Genomic DNA, 22,707 nt, shown 5'->3' with positions numbered 1-22,707 from the left:
TTCCCGGCCCGGAAACCGCGGTTGCCGACGCCCGACAGGGATGCGAACCGCCGAGCGGGGTACCCGGCGTACATCGGGAAGGAGGCAGACATGCCGCTCACGTTCCGCAAGAGTTTCCGCATCCTGCCGGGTGTGCGACTAAACATCAACAAGCGCTCCTGGTCCCTCACCACCGGCGCCCGCAACGGCCCGCGCCACACCCACAGCAGCACCGGACGCCGTACGACCTCGATGGACCTGCCCGGCCCCTTCGGCTGGCGCCGCACCCGCAACGCCAAGCGCCACTGAGCACGCACCGAGCAGGAACCGAGCACGCACCCGGCACGACTGACACCCCGTCACCCGAACGGCCCCGTGCCGCCACTCCAACAGACCCTCCAAGAGGTGCCATCTCATATCTGAGATAACCTCGCCCCCATGGCAGACGACTACCTCGAACGCATCGGCAAGCTCATCCGTGACGCAAGGCAGCACCGTGGCTGGACACAATCACAGTTGGCGGAGGCGCTTGGCACGAGTCAGAGCGCGGTGAATCGTATCGAGCGCGGTAATCAAAACATCAGCCTTGAGATGATCGCTCGAATCGGTGAAGCCCTGGACAGTGAGATCGTCTCGCTCGGCTACGCGGGTCCGATGCATCTGCGGGTGGTCGGCGGACGCCGGCTGTCCGGTGCGATCGATGTGAAGACCAGCAAGAACGCGTGTGTCGCGCTGCTGTGCGCCACCTTGCTGAACAAGGGGCGCACAGTGCTGCGCCGGGTGGCCCGCATCGAGGAGGTGTACCGCCTTCTGGAGGTGCTCGGCTCCATCGGCGTACGCACCCGCTGGATCAACGGCGGGGTCGACCTGGAGATCGTGCCGCCTGCCCAACTGGACCTCGACGCGATCGACGCGGAGGCGGCCCGCCGCACCCGCTCGATCATCATGTTCCTCGGCCCGCTGCTGCACCGCATGGACCACTTCAAGCTGCCGTACGCGGGCGGTTGCGACCTCGGGACGCGGACGATCGAGCCGCACATGATCGCGCTGCGCCGGTTCGGCCTCGACATCACGGCCACCGAGGGGCTGTACCACGCCGAGGTGGACCGGTCCGTGACCCCCGGCCGCCCGATCGTGCTGACCGAGCGCGGCGACACGGTGACCGAGAACGCGCTGCTGGCCGCCGCCCGCCACGACGGTGTGACCGTCATCCGCAACGCCTCGTCCAACTACATGGTCCAGGACCTCTGCTTCTTCCTGGAGGCGCTCGGCGTACGGGTGGAGGGCATCGGCACCACCACGCTCACCGTGCACGGGGTGCCCCGCCTCGATGTCGACGTCGACTACTCGCCCTCCGAGGACCCGGTCGAGGCGATGAGCCTGCTCGCCGCCGCGGTCGTCACCGAGTCCGAACTGACCGTGCGCCGGGTGCCGATCGAGTTCCTGGAGATCGAACTGGCGGTCCTGGAGGAGATGGGCCTCGACCACGACCGCTCGGCGGAGTACTTCGCCGACAACGGCCGTACCCGCCTGGTGGACCTCACCGTCCGCCCCTCCAAGCTCCAGGCCCCGATCGACAAGATCCACCCGATGCCGTTCCCCGGCCTGAACATCGACAACGTCCCGTTCTTCGCGGCCATCGCCGCCGCCGCGCAGGGCCAGACCCTCATCCACGACTGGGTCTACGACAACCGCGCGATCTACCTCACCGACCTCAACCGCCTCGGCGGCCGTCTCCAGCTCCTCGACCCCCACCGGGTCCTGGTCGAGGGCCCGACCCGCTGGCGCGCCGCCGAGATGATGTGCCCACCCGCCCTGCGCCCCGCCGTAGTCGTCCTCCTGGCGATGATGGCCGCCGACGGCACGTCCGTCCTGCGCAACGTCTATGTCATCAACCGCGGTTACGAGGACCTCGCGGAACGCCTCAACACGGTGGGGGCGCAGATCGAGATCTTCCGGGACATCTGAGGGTCCTCAGAAAAGGCGCCGTCACACCCCTACTGACCTGCATAAATGCGATGCGGGAGGGGAGGTGGCGGCACCTCTGGGACTTTTCTGGGACTTTTGGTCGGGACCGAGAACTTCCGGTTGCTGCGCACTCGGCACGAGGCGTCATCGGAAAGATGTCAGCCTGAACGAGTCACGTAAAAGACCAGGTCAGGACCTGCATCTCGGCTCGCTGCCCCGCGTGCCACGACCAGTCCCCCTCCACGAGCCCGCTCCCAGCTCACTCCGGACGCAGGCTCGCACATCATGGCCCTCACCACTGCTGGGACCGCCATAATGGAGTCATGCCCTCCAGCACACAGCATCCCGCACCCACGCCGAGCGACGTCTCGGGCGCGGTCGCCGAGGACCTGGCGCTGTACCGGGAGAAGTTCCGGCGGCGTCTGCCGGAGTCGCTGGACGAGTTGCACGGCCCGACCCAGGGGATCGTGGAGCTGCCGCTACACATGGCTTGGTCGGGAATGACCTCGTACGACATGAGCAAGCCGCGCCAGCGCATGGGCCTGTACCGCACCGTCCTGCACGAGGGCCTGCGTGATGACCTGCCCCACTATCTCAACCGGGATCTGCTCCTCCAGCTGTGGCCAGTGCTGCGCACGCTCGTCGGTCGCACCGTGCGCTCCGTATGGGAAGACGCCTTCCCCCAGCTCGCCTCCCGCAACCGGGCAGCCGCGTGACGGACATGCCGGATCTGCACACGCGGCTCCTGGCGGATGTGCTCGCGCTCGGCTCCCCGTATCCCTTGGTTCTCACCGGCGGGTATGCCGTGCGGGCGCACCGCCTCGTGAACCGCCCCAGCCAGGATCTCGATGTCGCCACCGAGAACCCGGCGCCCATGGCCGACATCGCCGCCACGCTCCGCGTCGGCCTGGAGGCCCGCGGCTGGGAGGTGCACGCGCTGGAGACCGCCCCGCTGTCCGCCCGCTTCACCGTGACTGACCCAGCCACAGGGCAGGACTGCGAAGTCGACATCCTCAAGGAGATCTTCTGGCGGCCTGTCACCCAGAGCCCGTACGGGCCGGTCCTCGCGGAAGAGGACGTGATTGGGACCAAGGTCCGTGCCCTGGCCGACCGTGGAGCACCACGCGACCTCATCGACGTGTTCGCAGCATCCCGCCGCTGGACCAATGCCGAGCTTGAGGAGTTCGGCCGCCGCCATGCCCGTGGCCGCTTCGAGCGCGAGGATCTGCAGTCAAACCTCACGGGCGCCGAGTGGACCGACGACGAAGCCTTCGCGGCCTATGGGCTCGAGGACGCCACGATCACCGCTCTCCGCGCCTGGGCCGTGAAATGGGCCGATGACCTCGCCATCCGGCTCCTCGAAGAGGCCGGTGATCCGGACATCGGCTGAGCGCGTCCGGATGCGAGCACAGCTGCAAACAATTTGAGCAAGAGTCAAGAATGATCAGGTAGGAAAAGAGTCGGTCGCGAGCTTGTCGCGCCAAGCGCGCCAGGCAAGCTGCCGCCCCCTCGGCGCGGGTGATCAGCTGGGGGTCGTCCCTCGTGTGTCCCTATGAGCCTGGACTCCAGGACCTCGACCGTAGGCAAGTAGGCGTGAACAGGGCAGCGCGCCGGCGGATATGTGCAACCTCTCTGGTCGCTATCGGCAAAGTGAACGTGAAAGGCCACCGGCCGCCCGGACATGCGGGCGGCCGGACCGGTGTCGCGCACTGTCACACGCGGAGCGCCACGCACTGGCGCAACAGCGGTTCCAAGCGCAATTGGATGTCCTCGCGATCGAATACCTGAAGACAGTCGAGGCAGTTGACGATCCACCGCGCCTCCTCCTCGTCCTCGATCTTGAGCGCAACAGCGGTCACCGCGCCCTCCATGTCGAACGGACCATCCTTGAACTCGTCGTCGAGGGCCCGGTAGCCAGCGGCAAGCAGCGAGTCCGCGTACACTCCGGTCGCCTCGGCGAAGACGCCGGCCTCGGCTCGGTCCGCGCGGAGGCCTGCCAGGTGGCGCAACACCTTGTCGGGGTCGTCCAGTTCGCCGTGCAGGCGATGTGCTCGGCCGACCAGGAGCGGCCAGCCACCGGTCAGCTCGTGGAGACGGTCCAAGCGGTCCTCCGTGTGGAACATGTTGACACGCTGAGCCCAGTTGCGCAGGCTGCGACGGTCATGGCGGCGCAGCACCACCGGGGCGGCCGAGGTGGGTTCGAATCCCGTCAGCAGGGTGCGCCACAGGGCCAGCTGAGTGGTGTCGGTGACGAGGACCACCGCGCGGGTGACCCCCGGAGTGGTGGGCAGCAGCGTCTCGGCCAGGTCGACGGCCTCCCGGCAGGTCTCAGGCCGCACCGGGTCCCGGTAGTTGACGAAGTCACTGATGACGACACGTCGTTCACGAGGGCGTCCGCCGATGAGCTCCTGCTTGTAAACGCTGGGCTTACCGACGGGCGGCAGCGTCCAGCCGTCGATCGGTCCGGCGATAGTACGCAAGGTCCGGGCGACGTCGGTAACTCCGGTGGCGGATGTACCAAGGACGATCCTGGTTCGGCTGGACCGCTCGCCCAGAAGGTCGTCGAGCTGGGTGTTGGTCAGCGGAGCCGGCTGGCCGTCGGGCAGCTCGGGGCGGCCCTCCTGCACGATGCTCTCCTGGAGTTCACAGTCCTGCTCGGCCCTGAGCAGGCGGGCCTCCACCTCGTGGGAGGTACCAATCATGCGCAGGGCGTTGGGGCCGCGCAGATGCCAGCCCAGGCCGTCGTGGTTGGGCGCGAGGATACCGAGGCCGACCATCTCGGAGAGGTAGGCGCGGAAACCCTCGGTGTCGAGCTGCGCGAACCCCTTGCGCCAGTACGTCTCGCACTCCTCGCGCAGCTCGGTGTCGCTCAGCCGCACCTCCAGGCCGCGATGGCGGGCGTGGTACGCCAGCACGTTGGCAATCACGTCGTATCGGTGGTCGAGGCTCAGCGTGTCCTTGAAGGCCGCCGAGATGCCATCTCTGAGCGCGGCGTCCGTCTCCACGACCTCGATGTCGGTCACCTCCACCTCATAAGGGGGTCCCTCGGCTCCACGCCGCGCCCGCTTGCGGTGCATCAGCTCGACCAGCCGGTGCCCGAACATTTGGAGCAGGAAGGGCTGGTAGGAGCAGTAGCCCAGCACCCGGTTGACGAGATCCAGGTCCTTGAACTCGAACCCAAGCGCCCTCATCGGCTCGACCAACAGCTCGGCCGCGGACTGGGGAGCCAGCGGACCGATCACCTTCGGGGTCTGCGCGAGGTGGCCGAACGGTCCGTTGCTCGCGAGCTTGGAGAAACGCTGCACGGAGTGCAGTCCGGCGAAGACGACCTTGGCACGGTCCTTGGTGTCGGACCCGAGACCCTTGAGCTTCTTGGTCTGGTCGAAGCGCGGGGCGTCCGCCTCGAAGAACTGGTCGCACTCGTCGAGCAGGATCAGAAGACGGCGGCGTGAGTCCCCGTCCAGCCAGGTCCGGATGCCGACACGCACCCGCTCGGAGATCTCCTGCCGTTTCCTGCGTCCCTGCGGCCGGTCGTCGAGTACCTGCGCCTCCGTCAGCTCCCGCTCCAGGACGCTCCACAACGTCTCCGGCCCGAACGAGCTGCCCTTGCCGATGTTTTCCTGGTCGAGGTTGACGTACACCACCTGGTGGTAGCCAGGGCGTTGCTCCGTGAAACGTTCCCCGGCGTCGGCGAGCAATGCCGACTTGCCGAGTCCCCTGCCACCATAGATGACCTGGGTGCCGCGCGGGTCGAGAATGCTCTTGCGCTCGGCGTCACGGCCGTAGAACATCTCGCCGCCGATCCGGCCGCGCTTCTCCCTGATGTACGGGTTGACGCCGGAGAAGGGCAGCAGTGTCTGCGTGGCGGTGCTGACCTGGCGATTGCCGCAGGCAGCGAGATAGGCGAGGGCGGCGTCGTCCACGACCAGCAGCGGCTGCAACCGGCCGGAGCCGACGGCGAGTTCGACACGGGCCTCACGGCTCAGCGTGCCGAAGTAGACGACGAGGAGGCTCGCATCGCTGGTGTCGCGCTCTGCCCAGCTCATGACGACCTTGGCGGGCGGTCTGCCCCAGACCATCATCACCCGCAGGTTACCGCCCTGCTCCCTGATCTGCGAGCCAAACGCGGGCGCCTTCGCCCTGCCGTTGATCTCCACCCCGGTTGCTTCGAAGAGACGGTATTCCCGCCGGTGCTGGGACCGGTCGTCGAGCGGCCTGGCGCTTTTGGCGTCATAGCCGAGGAGCTTGAGGAGCGGAGGCACCTGTCTCGTCGGAGCCACTTGGAGCCGGTCCTTCCGCTCGGTGGCAGCCAGCGCGCGCCACTCGTCGAGGGCGTCGGCCGCGAGTGCCGCCTCGTCGGTGGAGAGGCCCCCGTAGTCCAGGACGGGAAGCATCGGATGCTTGCCGCCGGACCGGACCAGGTCGACGAGGTCGTGGCCGATGCCTCCCGGCAGGCCGTCGGGCACGGCTGGGAAGAAGTCGGGCAGGTGGGACTCGCCTCCTTCGATCTCCGGGACGGGCTCGCCGATCTCCAGGAAGTAGACGAGGTCGGCGGCGGTGGCCAGGTCGTTCGTCTCCAGGCGCCGCAGGACCTGGGTCCGCTCCTCCGCCGTGGGGTCCAGGGCGTCGAGCCGGGCGCGGATGCGGTCGGCCGCCTGCTGCCGGAATGCGGGCAGGTCACTCCGTACCGTGTCGAGCGCCCGACGCACATTCAGCAAGTCGTGCCGGTCGGGGCCTTCGAGGCGGTCATGGGCGTCGGCCAGCAGCTCCTGAAGACCCAGGTCCTGGTCCTCGGTCACTGCACCATCCGCCTGCGCACGGTGCAGCTCGGCGACGAGTTCGCCGTGTGCCTTGCGCAGCTGCTTGCGCCGAACGGCCTCCCGTTCGTCGATCTCAGTGTCCGTGGGCGGGACGAACTCCCCAGTTCGGGCGGGAAGCAGCCCTCGTCCGGCCAGTTCGACGATGGTACGGGCCGCGGTGAAGGCATCGTGGGAGAGCCGCTCGTCGAAGGCGTCCCGCCAGCTCCGGTCGACCGCGATGAGAAGCTCGTCGAGCGACGGCCGCTCGTCAGGGGCGTCGCACACCTTCAGCAGTTCCGCGTTCAGCACGAGTTCCGGGTCGACCGGACCGCCGGGACGCGTGGTCACGGTGTCACCGGCCAGCAGAGCGAACAGGCCCTCCATCGAAGCGCGTGCCGCCCAGGCCATCGCGGACGAGACGGCGTCCGAGCGCTGGGCCAGCTGCTCCAGATCGCCCAGCGCGGCCTCCCTGCCGTCCAGCAGAGACTGGCGCAGGGAGGAGATCTCCTTGGCCGCACGGTTGCCGTCGGAACGGTCCCCGCGGCGGGTGCCGTCGACCGCCAGGCACCACTCCTTGACGAGGCCGACGGCTCGCTCCACGAGATGCACCAGATCCTGCCGCCCGGAGCCTTGCAGCGGCTTGCCGCTGGACGAGCGATGCTTGCGGTCCATGCGGTCGATCTCGCTGTTGACCTCGGCCAGTTTCGACAGCCGCTCGGCCTGCTCGCGCACCTGCTGCATCGCGTCGCGGTTGTCGCCGACGACGGTCATGAGCAGCGATCCGAGCATCCCGTCGTCGGGGGTCAGCCAGCGCTTGGCGATCTCCGTCGCCCGCGCGAACCGCAGCCTCTGCGGCGCGAGCAGAGCACGGCTCTGCTCGCGCAACTCCCGCAACCGGATCTCGCTTTCGGAGGCGTCGGCAACCAGCGGGGAAGCGATCATCAGGGCACCGCTGAGAGCACGGTCGGCGACGTTGGTCGCCGCCTCCCCGAGCCGGTCCGGGAGCCGGGGCACCAGCGCCTTGAGCTGAGCGCCTGCGGAGTGGTCGCCCGTGATCAGTGCAGTACGCAACAAGGCAGGTAGCAGCAGGAGTTCGCTGACCTCGGTGTCCCGGCCCACGTATCCGCCGTACTCCCGGAGCAGGTCCGCCGTCAGGCGGGCGCCCTGGCTGTCACCGGAGGTGAGCAGCGCGGCAGCACCTGCCAGGCGGAACGCCGACACCTGGGGCTCGGAGTGGCCTGCAGCCCTCGCCAGATGGTGGGCAAGTCCGAAGCGCCGGTCAACGACCAACTGTGCCAAGGCCCGCTCGGCTGCGGCCTCGTCGATGTCGTTACCTGCCGACGGGACTGATTCTCGGACGGGTGCGTCCTCGGTGGGACGGATCGTGGGTGCGGCGGGCACCTGGACAGGCACGTCCGGGCCCGTGCGGGGTGCCGGGGCGCTGTCGGCAGGGGCCGCGGCCTGTGCGTCGGTGGCGCGGACCGGCTCGGGGACCGTCGTCAGCGCGGGCTCGGCGACTTCCGGTTCGGAGGCAGGGTGAGGCGCGGCCTCCTCTGTCCGGTCGGCTGGTTGTAAGACCCCGTACTCCACGGTCGTCTCGGCAGCGGCAGGCTCGGCGATGCCGTCCGCCTCGGCCCCAGCGGGTTCGCGGCCAGCGTCCTCCGGCTGGGCCAACGTCAGTTCAGGGGCCATGACCACGGCCATGGCACACGTGGGCAGTACCCGCACGACTTGCTCCTGCAGAGCCAGGATCTCCGCCGCGGCATCCGCCTGCCGCCCCAGCCTGATGAGCCGGGCCAAGGCGGCCAGCGCGGCGCTCTCCTCTCGTTGCTGCTCCTCCCACACCGGTGTGTCCAGCAGGCGGCGGGCCACGCCGCGCACGGCCTCGACGGCGATGCCGGCAGTGGCGGAGCTGTTTGGACGGGAGGCGACATCCAGCAGCTCCCGCAGCGACTCCCGTGCCTGGTGCTCACGTTCTTGCGCCGCACGGTGCGCGCGTGCGGCGCGCGTCAAGTCCTCAAGGCGGCTGGGCACCCCCTCGATCCCCGCGGCGCGGAGCACCGCGTCGACGCTGTCGAAGACGGCACCCAGCGCGGCCAGCGGAGCCAGGTCCTCGTCCTGCGGAGGGCAGCCCTCCGCGACCGCGCTGGTCACCTTCTCCGCGGCTTGCCGGGCTTGCGCGAGGGCCGACTCCAGCTGTCGGCAGGTCGCCTCCGGATCCGTCCCCTTGTCGGTTCGGGCACTGTCGGAAGCCGTAGCGGTCATCTCGTAGGAGGTGTCGGGGTCGGGTACCACGGTCTCGGGGGCGGGGGTATTCGTGCCCGGCCGGTCGGCGACGGCAGCACGCACAGGCTTTCCGTCGCCCGCGAGCGGCGACTTGTCGTCTTCCACCGCTCCGGGGGCGAAGTCCGGGTTCGCCTCCACGATGGAGCACGCCGCGGCACCGACAGCGGCGAGCTGAGCCGTCTCCATGTCGTCGGCCGTCGCTACGAACCAGTCTTGGTCCGCCGCCCAGGCAAGGATGTGGGCGTCGGTGACGGAGGCATTGCACCACGCGAACACCGTGGCCCGGACGAGCGTCGCGCCCCACCGAGTAACGGGGTCGGGAACCGTCTCGCCGTCCTGCGTAAAGACGTGCCTCTCGACCTGGTTCATCACGCTGACCGTAAGTCTCTTCATCCCGCATGTGCAGGTGTGCTGCAGCGCCTCACGCCGCAACCTCGCGAGAACATCCCGGCACAGGGCACTGCTCACCCGTCGAGGGGCCGCCATACGGATGCCCAGGCTACCGAGCAGCTCCTGCCGGTCCTTTGGCCGCAGGGAGTTGAAGGCCAGTTCCACCATGTCGACCGTTAGGTCGTTCAGGGCGGCGACGGCCGGGTGCTCCAAAGCGTTGAGCGCGGCGGCCAGGCTTTCGAGGTCCTGGGCCGAGACGCTTGACGGGGACCACGGCGGCCCCGTGACGACGCGGTAGCGGTCCTGCATGTACGCGTACTCCGTTTCTGTGGGCACCAAGAAGAAGGGAGGGGCTGGCGCCGGACCCATGAACACGAAAGTGCCGTGACGGATCAGCGACCGCGCGTGTGCTCGGTGACGAACGTGTATCCGTAGGGCAGTTCCCAGCCGTCCGCCTTGCCGAGCCTGCGGCAGTACTCCCGAAAGGCCACGCGCTGAACGTCGCTGGGCGAGCAACCCGGCCGCAGGCGGCGCAGATGACCGGGGACGAACTGGACGGCTTGCAGCCCATCACTACCCGGTTCGATGCCGCCCCAAGGACGTATCACCCGCGGCCGGGCGGGGCGGTAGCCGATGAGAGGAATGGTCCGCTCTCCGTCGTGCGGCGGGAAATGCGGCTGGTCCCAGGCGTCTCGGCTGCCGAGGGCGGGTTCCAGGAGCCGTTCCGCGAGTAGTTCCGCGACGGCCAATTCCAGGGCGGTGACCTGTGACCGGGTCGGTCGACGCCCGTAGACCGCGCTCGGCAGGACTGAACGGTCCATCAGGGCATGGCCGTCGAGGGTGAGCAGACCGCAACGGCGCACGGTGCGTAGCACCAGCTGCCGGGGACCGAGCCCGACCGCGCTGTCACCGTGGCGGTCACTTCCCGGGGCGTCCTCCCTGGTAAGCACACGAGGGTCGTAACAGTGCCCGGTCTCACGGTCGCCGACCTGCACCCGTTCCTTGAGCCGCGTCGTGGCCAGGCGAATCACCGAACCGCCGCGGAGGCAGCGCAGCTCAAGCATGAGGCCGGGGAAGAAGTCGCGGGGCCAGGCGATCCCGGTCAACCGGCCAGAGTCGTGCCCGAGTTCGGCGGTGACGACGTCCTGCACCGCTTCCTTCTCGTCCAATAACTCGCCGGCGTGGTCGAGTTCGAGCCGAACCGTTGGGCACGCACCGTGAGACCTGCGGAGTTCCTCGACGATGTACGGGTGCAGAGGGAACCAGCCGTCGATGAGCTGGGCCAGCCTCAGGGGTGCCCGCCAAACGATCTCCTGCGCATCGCTCCGCAGGAGTTCGCCGGTGCCGAGAGAGGCGTCGTCGGCCAGGGCCAGATCGACCGGGTCCAACTCTGTTGCCGACTCCGGCTCCGCTGGTGCCGGCAACGTGGACGTCCAGCCGCGTCCGGCCGGGGCCAGGGGATCTCCGGGCGCTTCTGCGTCACCGGGATGATGGGACCGCCACACGCCTCCACCCTCGAAGGCGTCGTCGAGCGTGATCCGGGAGCCGTTCTCGAACAGGCCGTGGTCACTGTCCCCTTGGACGACGTCGGTGAGCGCCACGTTCGCCCGGCACACCGCTGCGGCGTACCCCACTCCCCTGAGCAGTTCCGCCGCGCCCGGGAACCCGCGAAGCCGCGGTCCGACCGCCGTGTACACGGTGACCGGCATGGTGAGACCGTAGCGCCGTCTCCCCGGGGTGGCCGCGCGTTCGACCGCCGCGGCGAGCGACCTGAGGTCATCGCCACCCAGCGGTCCGGTGTCCCGCCAGCAGTCTGCGAGGGAGGTCCGGGTCATGGCGTAGTCACCCCATGTACGCAAGGCGGCACTGGAGTTGAGCACACCCCGCACCGTGTCGAGGAGACCGAGCAACCCTGCCCGCAGGTCGTCGTCGTGCGTGCCGCCCACCAGTGCGGCGAGGGACACGGGGACGAAGGGGCTGAGCAACTGCTCCCGTGCCGTCGTCAGGAGATGGTCCGCATAGGCCGTCAGGTCGTCGCGCCGGGCCGCCTCCGGAGACGGATAACGGACGTCGACGACGACATGTCCGTCCTCGTTGATCCAGCGTCGGCGCGTGCGTAAGCGGTGGAGCTGAGCCGATGACAGGCTCAGAGCCGGGCCGAAGGCATGGAGATCCGGGACCAGGAGCTCTCTTCGCCGTGGCGCGGCGACGTCTCCCGGCCGCCCCGGGCCGTCGGCGCCTGCGGGCGCCCCCGACACCCAGGCTGGTATGTCACCAAGGGCACCCACCTCTGGGTGGGCACCCTCCCGGTAGACGATCTCGGCGTACAACGGGTCCGACCCGGTGGCGACACACACCATTGCACCGACGGGGAGCACAGGGACGCACTCGCCGAAGGTGATCACAGGGAAGTCGTCGAGGCGGAGTGGGCTGCCGCCGTAGCCGTCGCCGCCGAGGTTGTACCCGAAGTACACCGCGTTGAAGGCGACGGTGGTGTGCACGGGCGCCGGGCGGGCCGCGACAACCGCTTCGAGATAGCGCTGTAACCGATCCCGTTCTTCGTCGGGTACGGCGTCGTAGCCGTTCGTCATGGCAGAGGTCAGCAGGGCCCGGTCACCGTAGGGATCAGGCACCTGCGCTCTGTCGCCAGGCATCGATGACGCCTCCGGCCCCCCACATTCGTCAACCGTTGCTGATACATACGGGTCCCCACCCATGACACCTCCGCCGCGCTTCAGGCCGTTGCGGTCTGACGTGCGGTAATCTCCGCAGGGTATGTCGACTCGGAACATTCCGGAAGCACTTTCGTCACTTTGCGATGGCCAGCAGTGACTCTTATCGAACACACTCGCGCGCCGAGATCGGACCGAGCTCACATCGCGGGACCATGCGCACGAGCCCGGCCTCGCCACAGCGCGCCGCGGTGGACGAACTGTCCCGCCGCCTCGGACTCACCGGGACGTGACGCGCTTCGGCCGAGCGCCGGTCGCTCGGCATCCTGGTTCTCTGGCCTTCGTCGACAACGGGGCGTTCAAGGAGCCCGTGCTGCTGGCCGATCAGGGCGGACCACCGATGCACACGATCCAGCTCACACCGCGCCACGTCACCCTGAATCAAGCCGGAAAGGCGTCCGTCAGCGGTGAGAGCTCTCTGGGACTCTTCTGGGACTTCCAGCTGCATTGACGGGCACGAGCGTGAAACAGCCGAAAGGCCATTCTTGCTGGTCAGCGCGCCGTGACGGCCCATCGGTGCAGGTCACAGCGCTGGCGCGTCCCTTCCGGGACATCTGATCGGCGAGGTGCCGTGCCCCTTGGAGGCAAGGGGCACGGCACCTCGAAATGCCTGCTGACCTGTGGATACTCATCTTCACGACCCTCCAGTGATCACTGTTGTTTTTCAACACCTTGTGCAACACACGTGCAAGATGATCTTGAATGGCTGACGGCACGTCAGCGGTACCTGAGTACCTGTCAGCCTTCACGGAGGGTTGCCCCCGAAGCAGCCTCGCAACGTCCGATGTCGGTCGCGTCACGCCGACCGCGTCTGGCCGACGCCCACCCGGCTCGCGCCCACTTCCCGGGGATCACCCGGCTATAGGACGCGCAGCTTCCGGCAGCACCTGTCCGCAGGCCGCCGGGCCGGGGAGGGCCTCCCCAGTTCCCGCTGTCACCGTCGCAACGTTCCATGCCCCATACGCCGGGGAGTCCCTCACGGCTGCATCTCCAGGATCTTCGCCGCTTCCATGGCCTTCGCCCTGATTTCGGGGGCTCGGCACTCCCTGTCCCCGCCTCAAAAGGGCGGGCCGCTAGTACTGCAACCGCATCTGCGGGTTGTGGCCTCGGCGTTTGTAGTGGGAGCGGCGGGCACGGGCCTGGCTGCGTCGTCGGAAGCGTGACCAGTGCAGATGATGGTCGTTGCTGTGGTGGCGGGGCGTGACGATGATGTGGCCGATCAGTCGGCGGATCTCCGGGACGCTGAGGGGTATGAGGTCTTGCTCGTCGTCCGCTCCGCCCCTTTTGCGGCTTCTGCGGCGCGGACGGCGGTCAGGTAGGCGAGGGCGGCCATGGCCAGGGTGATGTGGCGGTACCAGGCCCGGTAGAGCCTCACCTGGTAGTGGTCCAGGCCGCACTCGCCCTTGGCGGTCTGGAAGCACTCCTCCACCGCCCACCTCGCGGCGGCTACCTTGACCAGGTCTTTCAGCCGGGAGGCCACCGATCCGTAGCAGACGTAGTAGGCGATCTCGGTGGGGTCGCTGATGCTGCGGCGGGCCAGAACCCAGTGCCCGAAGCCGTTCTCCCAGTACGGGCGGATGGCGACGCGGGCCCAGTCGTAGATCCGTTCGCCGTGCGCGCCCTGGCCCCCGGAAACCCGCTTCCACGCTTGCCTGGGCAGGGCGGCGACCAACTGGTCCACCCTGGCGTCGCCGCCGTCCGCCGTGGTCACGGTGTCGTTGACCTTGGTGGCCAGTACGTGCGCGATCCTGCGTTCCTCCAGCCATACCCGCAGGTGCTTGACCTGCCCGTATGCCTCGTCAGCGGTGACCCACGCGAACGGGATGCCTGCGTCGACGGCACGTTGCAGCATCCACTTGCAGTGCTCATTCTTGGTCGCGAAGGGGATCTCGTCGTCGATCCCGGCTGCGCGGCAGCGCTCACGGTCATCCGTCCAGGAAACGGGGATGTAGAGCTCACGGTCGATCAATGCCCGCCCCCTGGCGGAGGCGTAGGCCAGGAAGGTCCCGATCTGGCAGTTCTCCGTGCGGCCGGCGGTACCTGTGTACTGCCGCTGGACTCCGGCGGACTTGGTGCCCTTCTTCAGGAAACCGGTGTCGTCGCAGATCAGGACCGCGTTCTTGGCTCCGATGGTCTCCACGACGAAGTCGCGCACATCGTCGCGGACCGCGTTCTCGTCCCAGTCGGAGTGGTTGAGCAGGCGCTGGACGCCGTCCGGGCGGAGCTGCCCGACCTGCTCGGACAGCGTCCACCCGTTCTTCTTCTCCAGCGGCGCGACGAGTCCGTTCAGGTAGTCCAGCGCCCGCTCGCGGGGCTCCGACCTGCCGAAACGGTGGGCGAACCGGGCATGGAGCCCGGCCACCCCCTCGGACCACGACTCGACCTGCTCAACCGTCAGCGCATCAGCACACAGTCATACCAACGAGACCGCCGACCATCCGTCACGCCAGATGCGGTTGCAGTACTAACGACGCCGCAGACTTCGCGTGATGCTACGGACCGCTGCTTTGCTCCCCCTTGCAGGGCTTTCGACACTGGGCTTCGACGCCGGGCGTTTCCTCCCGACGCCGCCAGTCTGCTACCGGGCCTCCTGGCAGCTACCCGGACCGGACTCCCACCGGCAGGCGACAACGAGCTTACGACTCAAGATCAGCTACATCACGAAGACCTCCGAGTCTGCTGGGCGTGCGAACGATCGAGGTTAGCCGGTGGTTGGTGGCGGCGTTTCGGTGCGGGAGCGATGTGCCCGAACGTCCACGGGGCGTCCATCGGGATCACCAGCTGTCATCGTCCACTGCGTGGGCAGCGTCTCGATCTGCCCGACCGGCCACCCGGCATCCAGGATCTGTTCGCGAACCTCACACAGTTGCTTATATGTTCCCACGCGCAATTCCCATCCCGCCCGCCTCAGGGGGTCGAGATCAGCGGTGGGGGTGGTAGCGGTTTCGACGATCATCAGGTGGTCGTCCCCGCCGACATCGATGATTGCAATTCGAGGATCAGAAGGGGTTGCAGCGCGCTCGAATGCGAGCACCGCTCCGAGTAACTCCGTGTAGTACGTCACGAGCCGGTCGAGGTCGGTCGTGGAAAGCGTCAGATGGTTGATTCCCAGGAGATCAGGCATAGTCGACCAACTGTAGTGCAGCCTACGGACGAGGCCTGGGTTTTGTCTGAAATTCACAGTGCCTGGCGTATCAAGGCGAGTTGGACGTTGGCTTCGTAGCGGACGACAAGTTCTCGTAACGCGTCGCGACGCCCCGGACCTCTGCAAGGAGCCCGATCCGGCACTCGACCTTGTGCCTGGCCTTGTATCGGTCACGGAGCTTTTTCAGCGGTACTACTCCAGGGCGAGGAGGGCCTTGGCGATTGACGTCATTCGATTCGGACTGCTTCGTGATCTTCGGAAGCTGCGCCGGGTCTTGAGCCGTGCCATCCCGCGTTCGACGAATGCCCGGGCCTGGGCCAGGGCTCGGTCGCGGTGCGCTTGCAAAGCACGCCACCTGATCCCGTAGTAGCCCTGCGGGGGCGTGTACTGCGGCTGGTTGGCGTACGTCGAGGCAGCGGGCGCCTGCGGCTCGCGCCGATCGGACGCGACGAGGAGCCCCACGCCGACCAGCGAGATCGTGATGCCGGTGTTCTCTACGCCGTTGGACCAAGTGTAGTTGGCCGGGCCCCAGGTCTGGCAGCGCTGCTTGGTCGTCGAGCCGCCGGAGTCGGGGCCGCAGACCCATTCCAGGTTGTGTTCCTTGCGCGCCGGCTCGCCGTCCTCCTCAATGAAGCCGTACAGGAAAAGGCCCAACCCGACCACCACGAAATGGACTTGAAAGGGTTCTCGCAACTGGACGCATGAAGTGCACTCGCCTCATCGGGGCCGTTCACGGACAGGGCGAGGTCGCCGCGCCCGGCGGCGAGCTTGCCCCGGCTGGTGATGCCCAGGCGTGGATAGATCCGGTACAGGTGTGCTCCGACGGTGCGGTGCGAGATGAACAGGCGCCTGCCGATCTCCCGGTTGCTCAGCCCCTGTGACGCCAGTACGGCTATCTGCATCTCCTGGGCCGACAACTGCTCGGCGGTGTTCGCGTGCCGCCGCCGGCTCGACCCACCGGCGGCACGCAGTTGTTCGCGGGCCGGCTCGGCCCAGGGCTGGGCGCCGATCTGGTCGAACGCGTCGCGGGCCGCGCGCAACGGGTTCCGGGCGTCCACGTTGCGGCGCCGACGGCGCAGCCGGCGGCCGTGGTGCAGCCGCAGCCGGGCCCGCGACAGCGTCCAGCCGACGGGCAGCGCGGCGAGTGCGGCGGCGTAGCGCTCCTCCGCCGTGTCGTCCGGGGCCAGTACGGCGTCGGTGTAGGCGTGCGCGACCACCATCATCTCCGAGGGCAGTCGGCGGGCCAGTGCCGGAAGTTCCGCGAACAGCTCCCGGGCCTCCGGGACGGCGTCGGCGGCCACCGCGGCGTCCGCCAGGTCCGGTGCGAGCAGCCAGCGGCTCACCGAGTGGTAGTGCGGGTCGGCCGGATCGAACGCGCGCGCGAGAAGGTCGTACGCCTCGGTCGTGCGGCCGTCGAAGAGGGCGAGCAGGCCGTCGACCTGTTGTGCCATCACCGTGGCGAACGGCATGCCGGGGAACAGCGGGTGGGCGCGCAGTTCGCGGATCGTGCGCGCCGCGGCCTCGGTCTCGCCGCGCAGCGCCGCCACCAGTCCCCCGGTCGCCTTCAGGCCCAGCCAGACGATCCGTTCCCCGGTCTCCTCGGCCAGGGCGAGCCCTTCGCCGGACTCCTCGCGAGCCCGGTCGAGCTGACCGAGGTAGGCCCGTGGCCAGCTGCCGGCCAGTGAGCGTGCCAGCAGTCCGAGCCTGCCCTGCGACCGCCGCACACCGGCCGCCGCCGACAGGTGGCGGACGGCGCGGCCGGTGTCGCCCAGGACCATCGCGCCGCTGCCGAGGAAGTGCAGGATCCGGCCGTCCCTGGCGTCCGGTTCGATGGCGTCGAGCCGGGCGAGCACCTCGGCACCCTGTCGGTACGGTTCGGTGTACGCCCGTACCGTCAGCACATGCGGGTCGTCCGGATCGGGGTTCCAACGAGCCAGTTCGGCCGCGGTCTCGGCGCGCACGGTCGCGTCGCCGTCCTGGAAGAAGCATCGTGCGGCCGCCCACCACAGCAGGCTCTCGGCGGTGTCCGCGCCTCCCGCGTCGAACGCCCCGGCCGCCGTGGTGACCATCTCCCGGATACGTCGATGCGGTTCGCCCGGGTCGAACGCGGCCTTGTCGGACACGACCATGAGGCGGGCCCGCTCCAGGGGGCCCAGCTCGCGCGGGTCGGCGCGGTCCAGCAGCAGCTGGGTGTGGACGCGGTCGTTGATCTCGCTGGCCAGCTCCACCGCCCGGATCAGGATGCCGGTCCTGCGCTGTGTGTCGTGGACGAGATCGGCCGCCCGGCGCAGGGCCGGGACGGCGGCGGCCACCTTGCCCCGGGCCTGCGACACATCGGCGAAACGCTCCAGCCGGGCGGCCAGTTCCTCGTCCGGGCCGAGCGTGGCGGCGGCCGGATGAACGAGCTGACGCTCGGGCATGTCGTCCATCACCTCCGCGAGGGCCCGGTGCACGCCCAGGCGATCGGCCACGGTGGCGCGGGTGTGGATCGCCGAGCGCATCAGCGGATGCCGGAATTCGAGGGTTCGGCCGATCAGGGTCACCAGGCCCGCGTCGACCGCCTCCTGCAAGGTGTCCACGGAAGCCGTCGAGCCGGAGAGGCGACTCGACGCCCTCAGCAGCCGGTCCAGCGGGGCGTTCGGCTCGGCGGCCAGAGCCAGGAGGAACGTACGGCACTGCCTGCTCACCGTGTCGGTGCGCGCGGCGAACGCCTCCTCCAGCCGCTGCGGCAGCGGCAGATCGTCCGGCTCCATGGGCAGGCCCTTCACCGCCTTGGGCAGCTCGACGAGGGCCAGGGGGTTGCCCGCCGCGCGCTCCAGGACGAGTGCCCGTACCGGCGCCGGCAGTCCGGGGGCGCCGAGGTCGAGCAGTTCGGCGGCGGCCGTCCGGCCGAGCGGTTCCAGAAGGAGGTCCGGGTACGCGCTCAGGCTGTTCGACTCGGGGTAGTGGATCCGGGAGGCGACGATGATCGCTATCGGAAGGTCGCGGGGGCGCCGGGCGACGAACCTGAGCACGTCCCGGCTGGAGGAATCGGCCCACTGCACATCGTCGACGAGCAGCAGAAGCGGCTGCCGGTCGGCCGCGTCGGCGAGCAGTTCGAGTACGGCCATGCCGACCCGGAACAGCTGGGGCTCGGTCTCCGTGGCGCTCAACGCGTCGCTCAGCGTCAGCCGGTGGGGGTCCGGCAGGTTCTCGATACCGTCGGCGGCCGGTTGCAGCAGCAGTTGGAGTGCGGCGAACGGCAGCCACAGCTCGGACTCCACGCCGGACGCGCTCAGCACCCGGAAGCCGCTGCCTTCGGCTTCGGCGCCGATCGTGCGCAGCAGGGCCGACTTGCCGACGCCCGCAGTGCCGTGGACCAGCAGCGCGCCGCCGTGCCCGGCCGTCGCGTCCGCCAACACCCGGCGGAGGGTGCGCAGTTCCTCGTCCCGGCCGATCATCGCGCGCGTGCCGGTGCTGCCGCCCTGCCCCGCGAGTGGGTTGCCGTAGTGGTGGCGAAGCGATTCCACGGTGAGCTCCGTGTCATGGTGGCGGATTCCCCCATACGGACCGGGGCGCCCGGCGATACGTGACAGGCAGCCGGTGTGACATCCGTCTCGGCGCTCGGGCCCACGGGGCTCCCCACGACGCCGTACGGCCGGCACCGGGCCGGGGCCGGCTCGTCCACGACACGGGAACGGCCGCCGCGGGAGTCCGCGGCGGCCGTGTGCGGGAGGCGGGGATCAGCACTCACCACGCCAGGTGGCCTGCTTGAACACGACCCCGGCCACGAAGTTCCACTTGTAGTCGCCGGGGCCCGGGTTGTAGTGCAGGCAGTCGCTGTACGTGCCCCCGTTGTAGGTCCAGGTGAGCTGGATGTGGTCGCCGCCGGGGAAGCTCGTGCCGTTGTTGAAGACGGACCGGCCGCTGACGCTGCCGGACCAGTTGCCCTGGCGCTCCACGAGCAGCGAACCGGTCTGGTCCGGGCCGGAGTAGATACAGAAGGCTCCCCGGTCGCAGCCGGGCGGGTTCGGTTCGGCGGAGGCGTTGGGTGCCGCGATGGCCACGACAGCCAGGGCGGTGGACGCGGACAGAGCCGCGACGGTGCGCTTGCGCATCGGTTCTTCCCCCTTGTTCCTTGTTCGGGTCCTGTTCCTTCGTTTCCTCGTTGCCCTCTCACTGTGGGAGACGGTGGTACAGCCCGAGCGCAGTGCCGGTTCAGTCCTGGTTCAGCTCATCTGCCGGGCACCGCGCTCGGGTCCGTCTCCTCGACGGCCCGCAGTTCGGCGTACTCCCGGGTGCCGTAGCGACGGAACGTCAGCAGCGCCTCCTGGCGCAGCGCGCGGGCGCCGGGCCGGTCGCCGAGGAGTTCGTGGAGCCGGGACAGGTCACGCAGGGTGCGGGCGCGGAACAGCGGATGCCTCAGCCGTGTCCAGAGGTCCAGCGCCTGCCGGAGACAGGCCGACGCGTGGTCCACCCGCCCCTGGGCGAGGTGCAGTTCGCCGAGGGTGCGCAGCAGCAGTGCCTCACCGAACACGTCGTCCAGTTCCCGGCACACCCGTAGCGCGCCGAGCAGCGCGGGCAGTTCCGTGTCGTCGGGCCGCAGCCGGAAGCGGACCTTGGCCAACGCCTGTACGGCGTAAGCCTCCATCAGCCGGTCACCGACCGAGCGCAGCAGGTCGAGGGCGCGCGCGCACTGTTCCTCGGCGCGCGCCAGGTCGCCGTCCGCGCGGTGCACCAGGCCGATCGCGCGCAGGACCAGCCCCTCACCGCGCCGGCTGCCGATCGACCGGTGGATCGCGAGTGCCTTCCGCAGCTGGGCCGTCGCCTCCTCGGAGTTGCCCTTCTCCCGCAGGATCGCCCCGAGGTCGTAGAGTGCGCCGGCCGCCCCCGCGGCGTCCCCGAGTGCCTCGAAGGCGGACAGGGCCTGTTCCAGACAGGCCGTCGCCTCGGTGAAGTTGCCCCGCTCCTTGCCGACGACGGCGATCCCCGCCAGAGCCGTGGCCTGCCCGCCGATGTCGCCCAGCCGTACGAACCCGGCCAGCGCCTCGCGGAAGTAGCGGTCGGCCTCGTCGAACCGGTCCTGCTCGTAGCGGAGTTGCCCGAGGCCGGTGAGCAGTACGGCCTCGCCGCGCGGGTTCGCCGCCCGGCGGACGGCGGCGAGGGCGGCGTCGTGCGTGCGCTGCCACTCGTCGAACTGGTTGTTCACCCGGAACGACGCCTGGACGAGCACCGAGGCCAGGTCGCACGCCTCCTCGAGGAGATCGAGGCGCGCGGCCAGCACCACCCCGGCCACCAGCGAACCGTGCTCGGCCTGGAGCCACGCGCGCGGATCGGCCAGCAGCCGTTCGCCGAGTGCCGTGTCGGCCTCCCCGGCGGCCCGCCGGGGTACGAGGTGTGCCAGCCCGGTGGGTTCGAGGTCCCCGGCCCGGCGGCTGAGCGCCAGCCAGGTACGCAGCAGCCGGGACAGTGCCGAGGAGCGGTCCCGCCGGGTGTCCTCCAGGTCGGCCCGTTCCCTGGCGTACAGCCGGACCAGGTCGTGGAAGCGGTACCGTACGCGGCCCGTGTGGTCGGCGCCCAGCGGCTCCAGCAGATGGGCGTCGGCGAGCCGGTCGACCAGGCGCTCCGCGTCGGACATGTCGATGTCGGCGAGCGGTGCGGCCACCCAGGGCGCGAGATCGGGTGATTCGAGCATGCCGAGCCTGCGGAAGACCAGGCGTTCCGGCTCCGGCAGCGCGCGGTAGCTGACCTCGATCCCCGCGCGTACGTCCAGGTCGCCGGAGGCCATCTCGTCCAGCCGGGCGTGTTCGTCGCGGAGCCGTTCGGCCAGGGCGCCGAGCGGCCAGGCGCTGCGGGTCCGGAGCCGGGATCCCGCGATCCGCAGCGCCAGCGGGAGCCCTCCGGACAGCTGGGCGATCTCGGCCGCCGCCTCGGGCTCCGCCGTCGTCCTGTCGGAGCCCGCGAGCCGCGCCAGAAGCCGCACGGCGTGGGCGGGGTCGAGTACCTCCAGGCCCACCCGCTCGACCGAGTCCAGGCCGTGCAGGGCCTTGCGGCTGCTGATCAGCACGGCGCTCCTGCTGCTCGCGCCCGGCAGCAGGGACCGCACCTGCTCCTCACCGGCGGCGTCGTCGAGCACCACGAGCGCCTTCAGACCGGCCAGCACCGTACGGAACGCGGCGGCCCGTTCGGGCAGCGACGAGGGGATCTGGCCCGGTCCGATGCCCAGCGCGCGCAGGAAACCCGCGAGGATCTCGGCGGGGTCGGCCGGCCGGGTCGGGTCCCCGCCGCCCAGTACGGCATGGAGCTGTCCGTCCGGGAAGGCCGTCGCGACCCGGTGCGCGACATACAGCGTCAGCGCGGTCTTGCCCACGCCCGCCATGCCGTGCACGACGCAGATCCGGCTGTGCTCCCCGCCGTCTCGCAGCGCGCCCTCCAGGCGGGCCGTCTCCGTCTCGCGGCCGGTCAGCCACTTCGGCGCGGCGGGCAGCTGCACGGGCGCCGGCGCCGCGCGCGGCGCGGGCCGGCGCACCTCCCACCGTGCGCGCTCCTCCCCGGCGGCTCCGCCCCGGCCGGGCCGGCCCGGCCGGTCGGGCACCAGCAGGCGGGCGTTCACTTCCCGGAGTTCCGGGCCGGGTTCGATGCCCAGCTCGGTGTGCAGCCGACGGCGGCCGTCGCGGTACGCGGCCAGGGCGTCCGCCCGGCGTCCGCAGCGGTCCAGGGCGGTGATGAGCTGCACCCGCAATCGTTCCCTCAGCGGATGTTCGGCCACCAGCCCGGTGAGGTCGCCGATCAGTTCCGCTCCGCCGCCCAGGTCCAGGCGCGCGTCGAGCAGGCGCTCCACGGTGGCCAGCCGGATCTCCTCCAGCCGTGTCGCCTCGGCCCGCAGCAGCGGGGTCGTGGGAGCGCCCAGCGCGGGGCCGCGCCAGAGCCCCAGCGCCTTCTCGAAGAGGTCGGCCGCGCCGCCGTGTTCGCCCCGTGCCGCCGCCCTGTGCGCGCGTTCCAGCAGCGCCTGGAACAGCTGAAGGTCCAGCTGTCCCTCCTCGGGCTCGAACACATAGCCACGGGGCCGGGTCGTGATCACTTCGCGGGTGTCCTTGCCGTGGAGCACCTGTCTCAGCCGGAGGACGTACCCCTGCACCAGCTTGGCCGCCGACGCCGGTGGCCGGTCCCCCCACACGGCGTCGACCAGCCGGTCGACCGACACCAGCTTTCCCGCCTCCATCAGCCCGGCGGTGAGCAGCGCGGTCGGCTTGCGCGGGAACGGCGGCAGCCGCTGCCCGTGGAGCCAGACCTCGACCGGCCCCAGCACCCGGAACTCCACCTGTCCCCCAAGGCTCTTGCTCACCGAGGCCCACCGGTCATGTGTGTGCCGCCACTCGAAGCCCTAGGGGTCCACGATGCTCGGGCTCCTCACCCGACGCCAGACCCC

Annotated in this window: 12 protein-coding genes; 5 read left to right on the top strand and 7 right to left on the bottom strand. The window is 69.7% G+C overall.

Going from position 1 to position 22,707, the window contains the following annotated elements; genetic code table 11:
• The first annotated feature begins 90 nt into the window (after positions 1-90).
• The 4 genes from F9278_RS37375 to F9278_RS37360 all read left to right on the top strand — a co-directional run bounded on the left by F9278_RS37375 (position 91) and on the right by F9278_RS37360 (position 3,337).
• Complete coding sequence (locus tag F9278_RS37375) at positions 91-288, top strand: DUF4236 domain-containing protein (RefSeq protein ID WP_152172247.1); 198 nt, start codon at positions 91-93, stop codon at positions 286-288.
• Positions 289-417: 129 nt separating this feature from the next.
• Positions 418-1,947: a helix-turn-helix domain-containing protein gene (locus F9278_RS37370; protein ID WP_152172246.1), complete on the top strand. Its 1,530-nt coding sequence runs from the start codon at positions 418-420 to the stop codon at positions 1,945-1,947.
• Between the two features lie 323 nt (positions 1,948-2,270).
• The gene (locus tag F9278_RS37365) at positions 2,271-2,663 is read left to right on the top strand and encodes a hypothetical protein (RefSeq protein ID WP_152172245.1); all 393 of its coding nucleotides are present in this window, start codon (positions 2,271-2,273) and stop codon (positions 2,661-2,663) included.
• A 5-nt stretch (positions 2,664-2,668) separates the two neighbouring features.
• Positions 2,669-3,337, top strand: a complete 669-nt coding sequence (locus F9278_RS37360; RefSeq protein ID WP_193241811.1) for a nucleotidyl transferase AbiEii/AbiGii toxin family protein — start codon at positions 2,669-2,671, stop codon at positions 3,335-3,337.
• Between the two features lie 322 nt (positions 3,338-3,659).
• On the opposite strand, the gene F9278_RS37355 is transcribed toward F9278_RS37360, so the two are convergent.
• Positions 3,660-9,758 carry a hypothetical protein gene (locus tag F9278_RS37355; RefSeq protein ID WP_226967119.1) on the bottom strand — a complete coding sequence of 2,033 codons (6,099 nt, stop codon included), beginning with the start codon at positions 9,756-9,758 and terminating at the stop codon, positions 3,660-3,662.
• 56 nt (positions 9,759-9,814) lie between these two features.
• Complete coding sequence (locus F9278_RS37350) at positions 9,815-12,055, bottom strand: hypothetical protein (protein ID WP_226967118.1); 2,241 nt, start codon at positions 12,053-12,055, stop codon at positions 9,815-9,817.
• Between the two features lie 328 nt (positions 12,056-12,383).
• On the opposite strand from F9278_RS37350, the gene F9278_RS47695 reads away from it, so the two are divergent.
• On the top strand, positions 12,384-12,605 hold the full coding sequence (locus F9278_RS47695) for a hypothetical protein (RefSeq protein ID WP_152172242.1): 222 nt from the start codon (positions 12,384-12,386) through the stop codon (positions 12,603-12,605).
• Between the two features lie 768 nt (positions 12,606-13,373).
• Here the strand turns inward: F9278_RS47695 and F9278_RS37340 are convergent.
• The 5 genes from F9278_RS37340 to F9278_RS37315 all read right to left on the bottom strand — a co-directional run bounded on the left by F9278_RS37340 (position 13,374) and on the right by F9278_RS37315 (position 22,623).
• Positions 13,374-14,552, bottom strand: coding sequence for an IS701 family transposase (locus tag F9278_RS37340; RefSeq protein WP_152166950.1), 1,179 nt, complete (start codon positions 14,550-14,552; stop codon positions 13,374-13,376).
• A 303-nt stretch (positions 14,553-14,855) separates the two neighbouring features.
• Positions 14,856-15,278, bottom strand: coding sequence for a VOC family protein (locus F9278_RS37335; RefSeq protein ID WP_152172241.1), 423 nt, complete (start codon positions 15,276-15,278; stop codon positions 14,856-14,858).
• Positions 15,279-15,793: 515 nt separating this feature from the next.
• A complete protein-coding gene (locus F9278_RS37325) occupies positions 15,794-18,808 on the bottom strand; it encodes an ATP-binding protein (protein ID WP_226967117.1) in 3,015 nt (1,004 codons plus the stop codon).
• Between the two features lie 213 nt (positions 18,809-19,021).
• Positions 19,022-19,396 carry a peptidase inhibitor family I36 protein gene (locus F9278_RS37320; protein WP_152172240.1) on the bottom strand — a complete coding sequence of 125 codons (375 nt, stop codon included), beginning with the start codon at positions 19,394-19,396 and terminating at the stop codon, positions 19,022-19,024.
• 116 nt (positions 19,397-19,512) lie between these two features.
• Positions 19,513-22,623, bottom strand: coding sequence for an AfsR/SARP family transcriptional regulator (locus tag F9278_RS37315; protein ID WP_226967116.1), 3,111 nt, complete (start codon positions 22,621-22,623; stop codon positions 19,513-19,515).
• Positions 22,624-22,707: the final 84 nt, after the last annotated feature.

The sequence above is a fragment of the Streptomyces phaeolivaceus genome, assembly GCF_009184865.1.
In the GTDB taxonomy this organism is placed as follows: Bacteria; Actinomycetota; Actinomycetes; order Streptomycetales; family Streptomycetaceae; genus Streptomyces; species Streptomyces phaeolivaceus.
The sequence above is the reverse complement of the archived record's forward strand: the minus strand, read 5'-3'. Positions and strand labels throughout refer to the sequence as shown.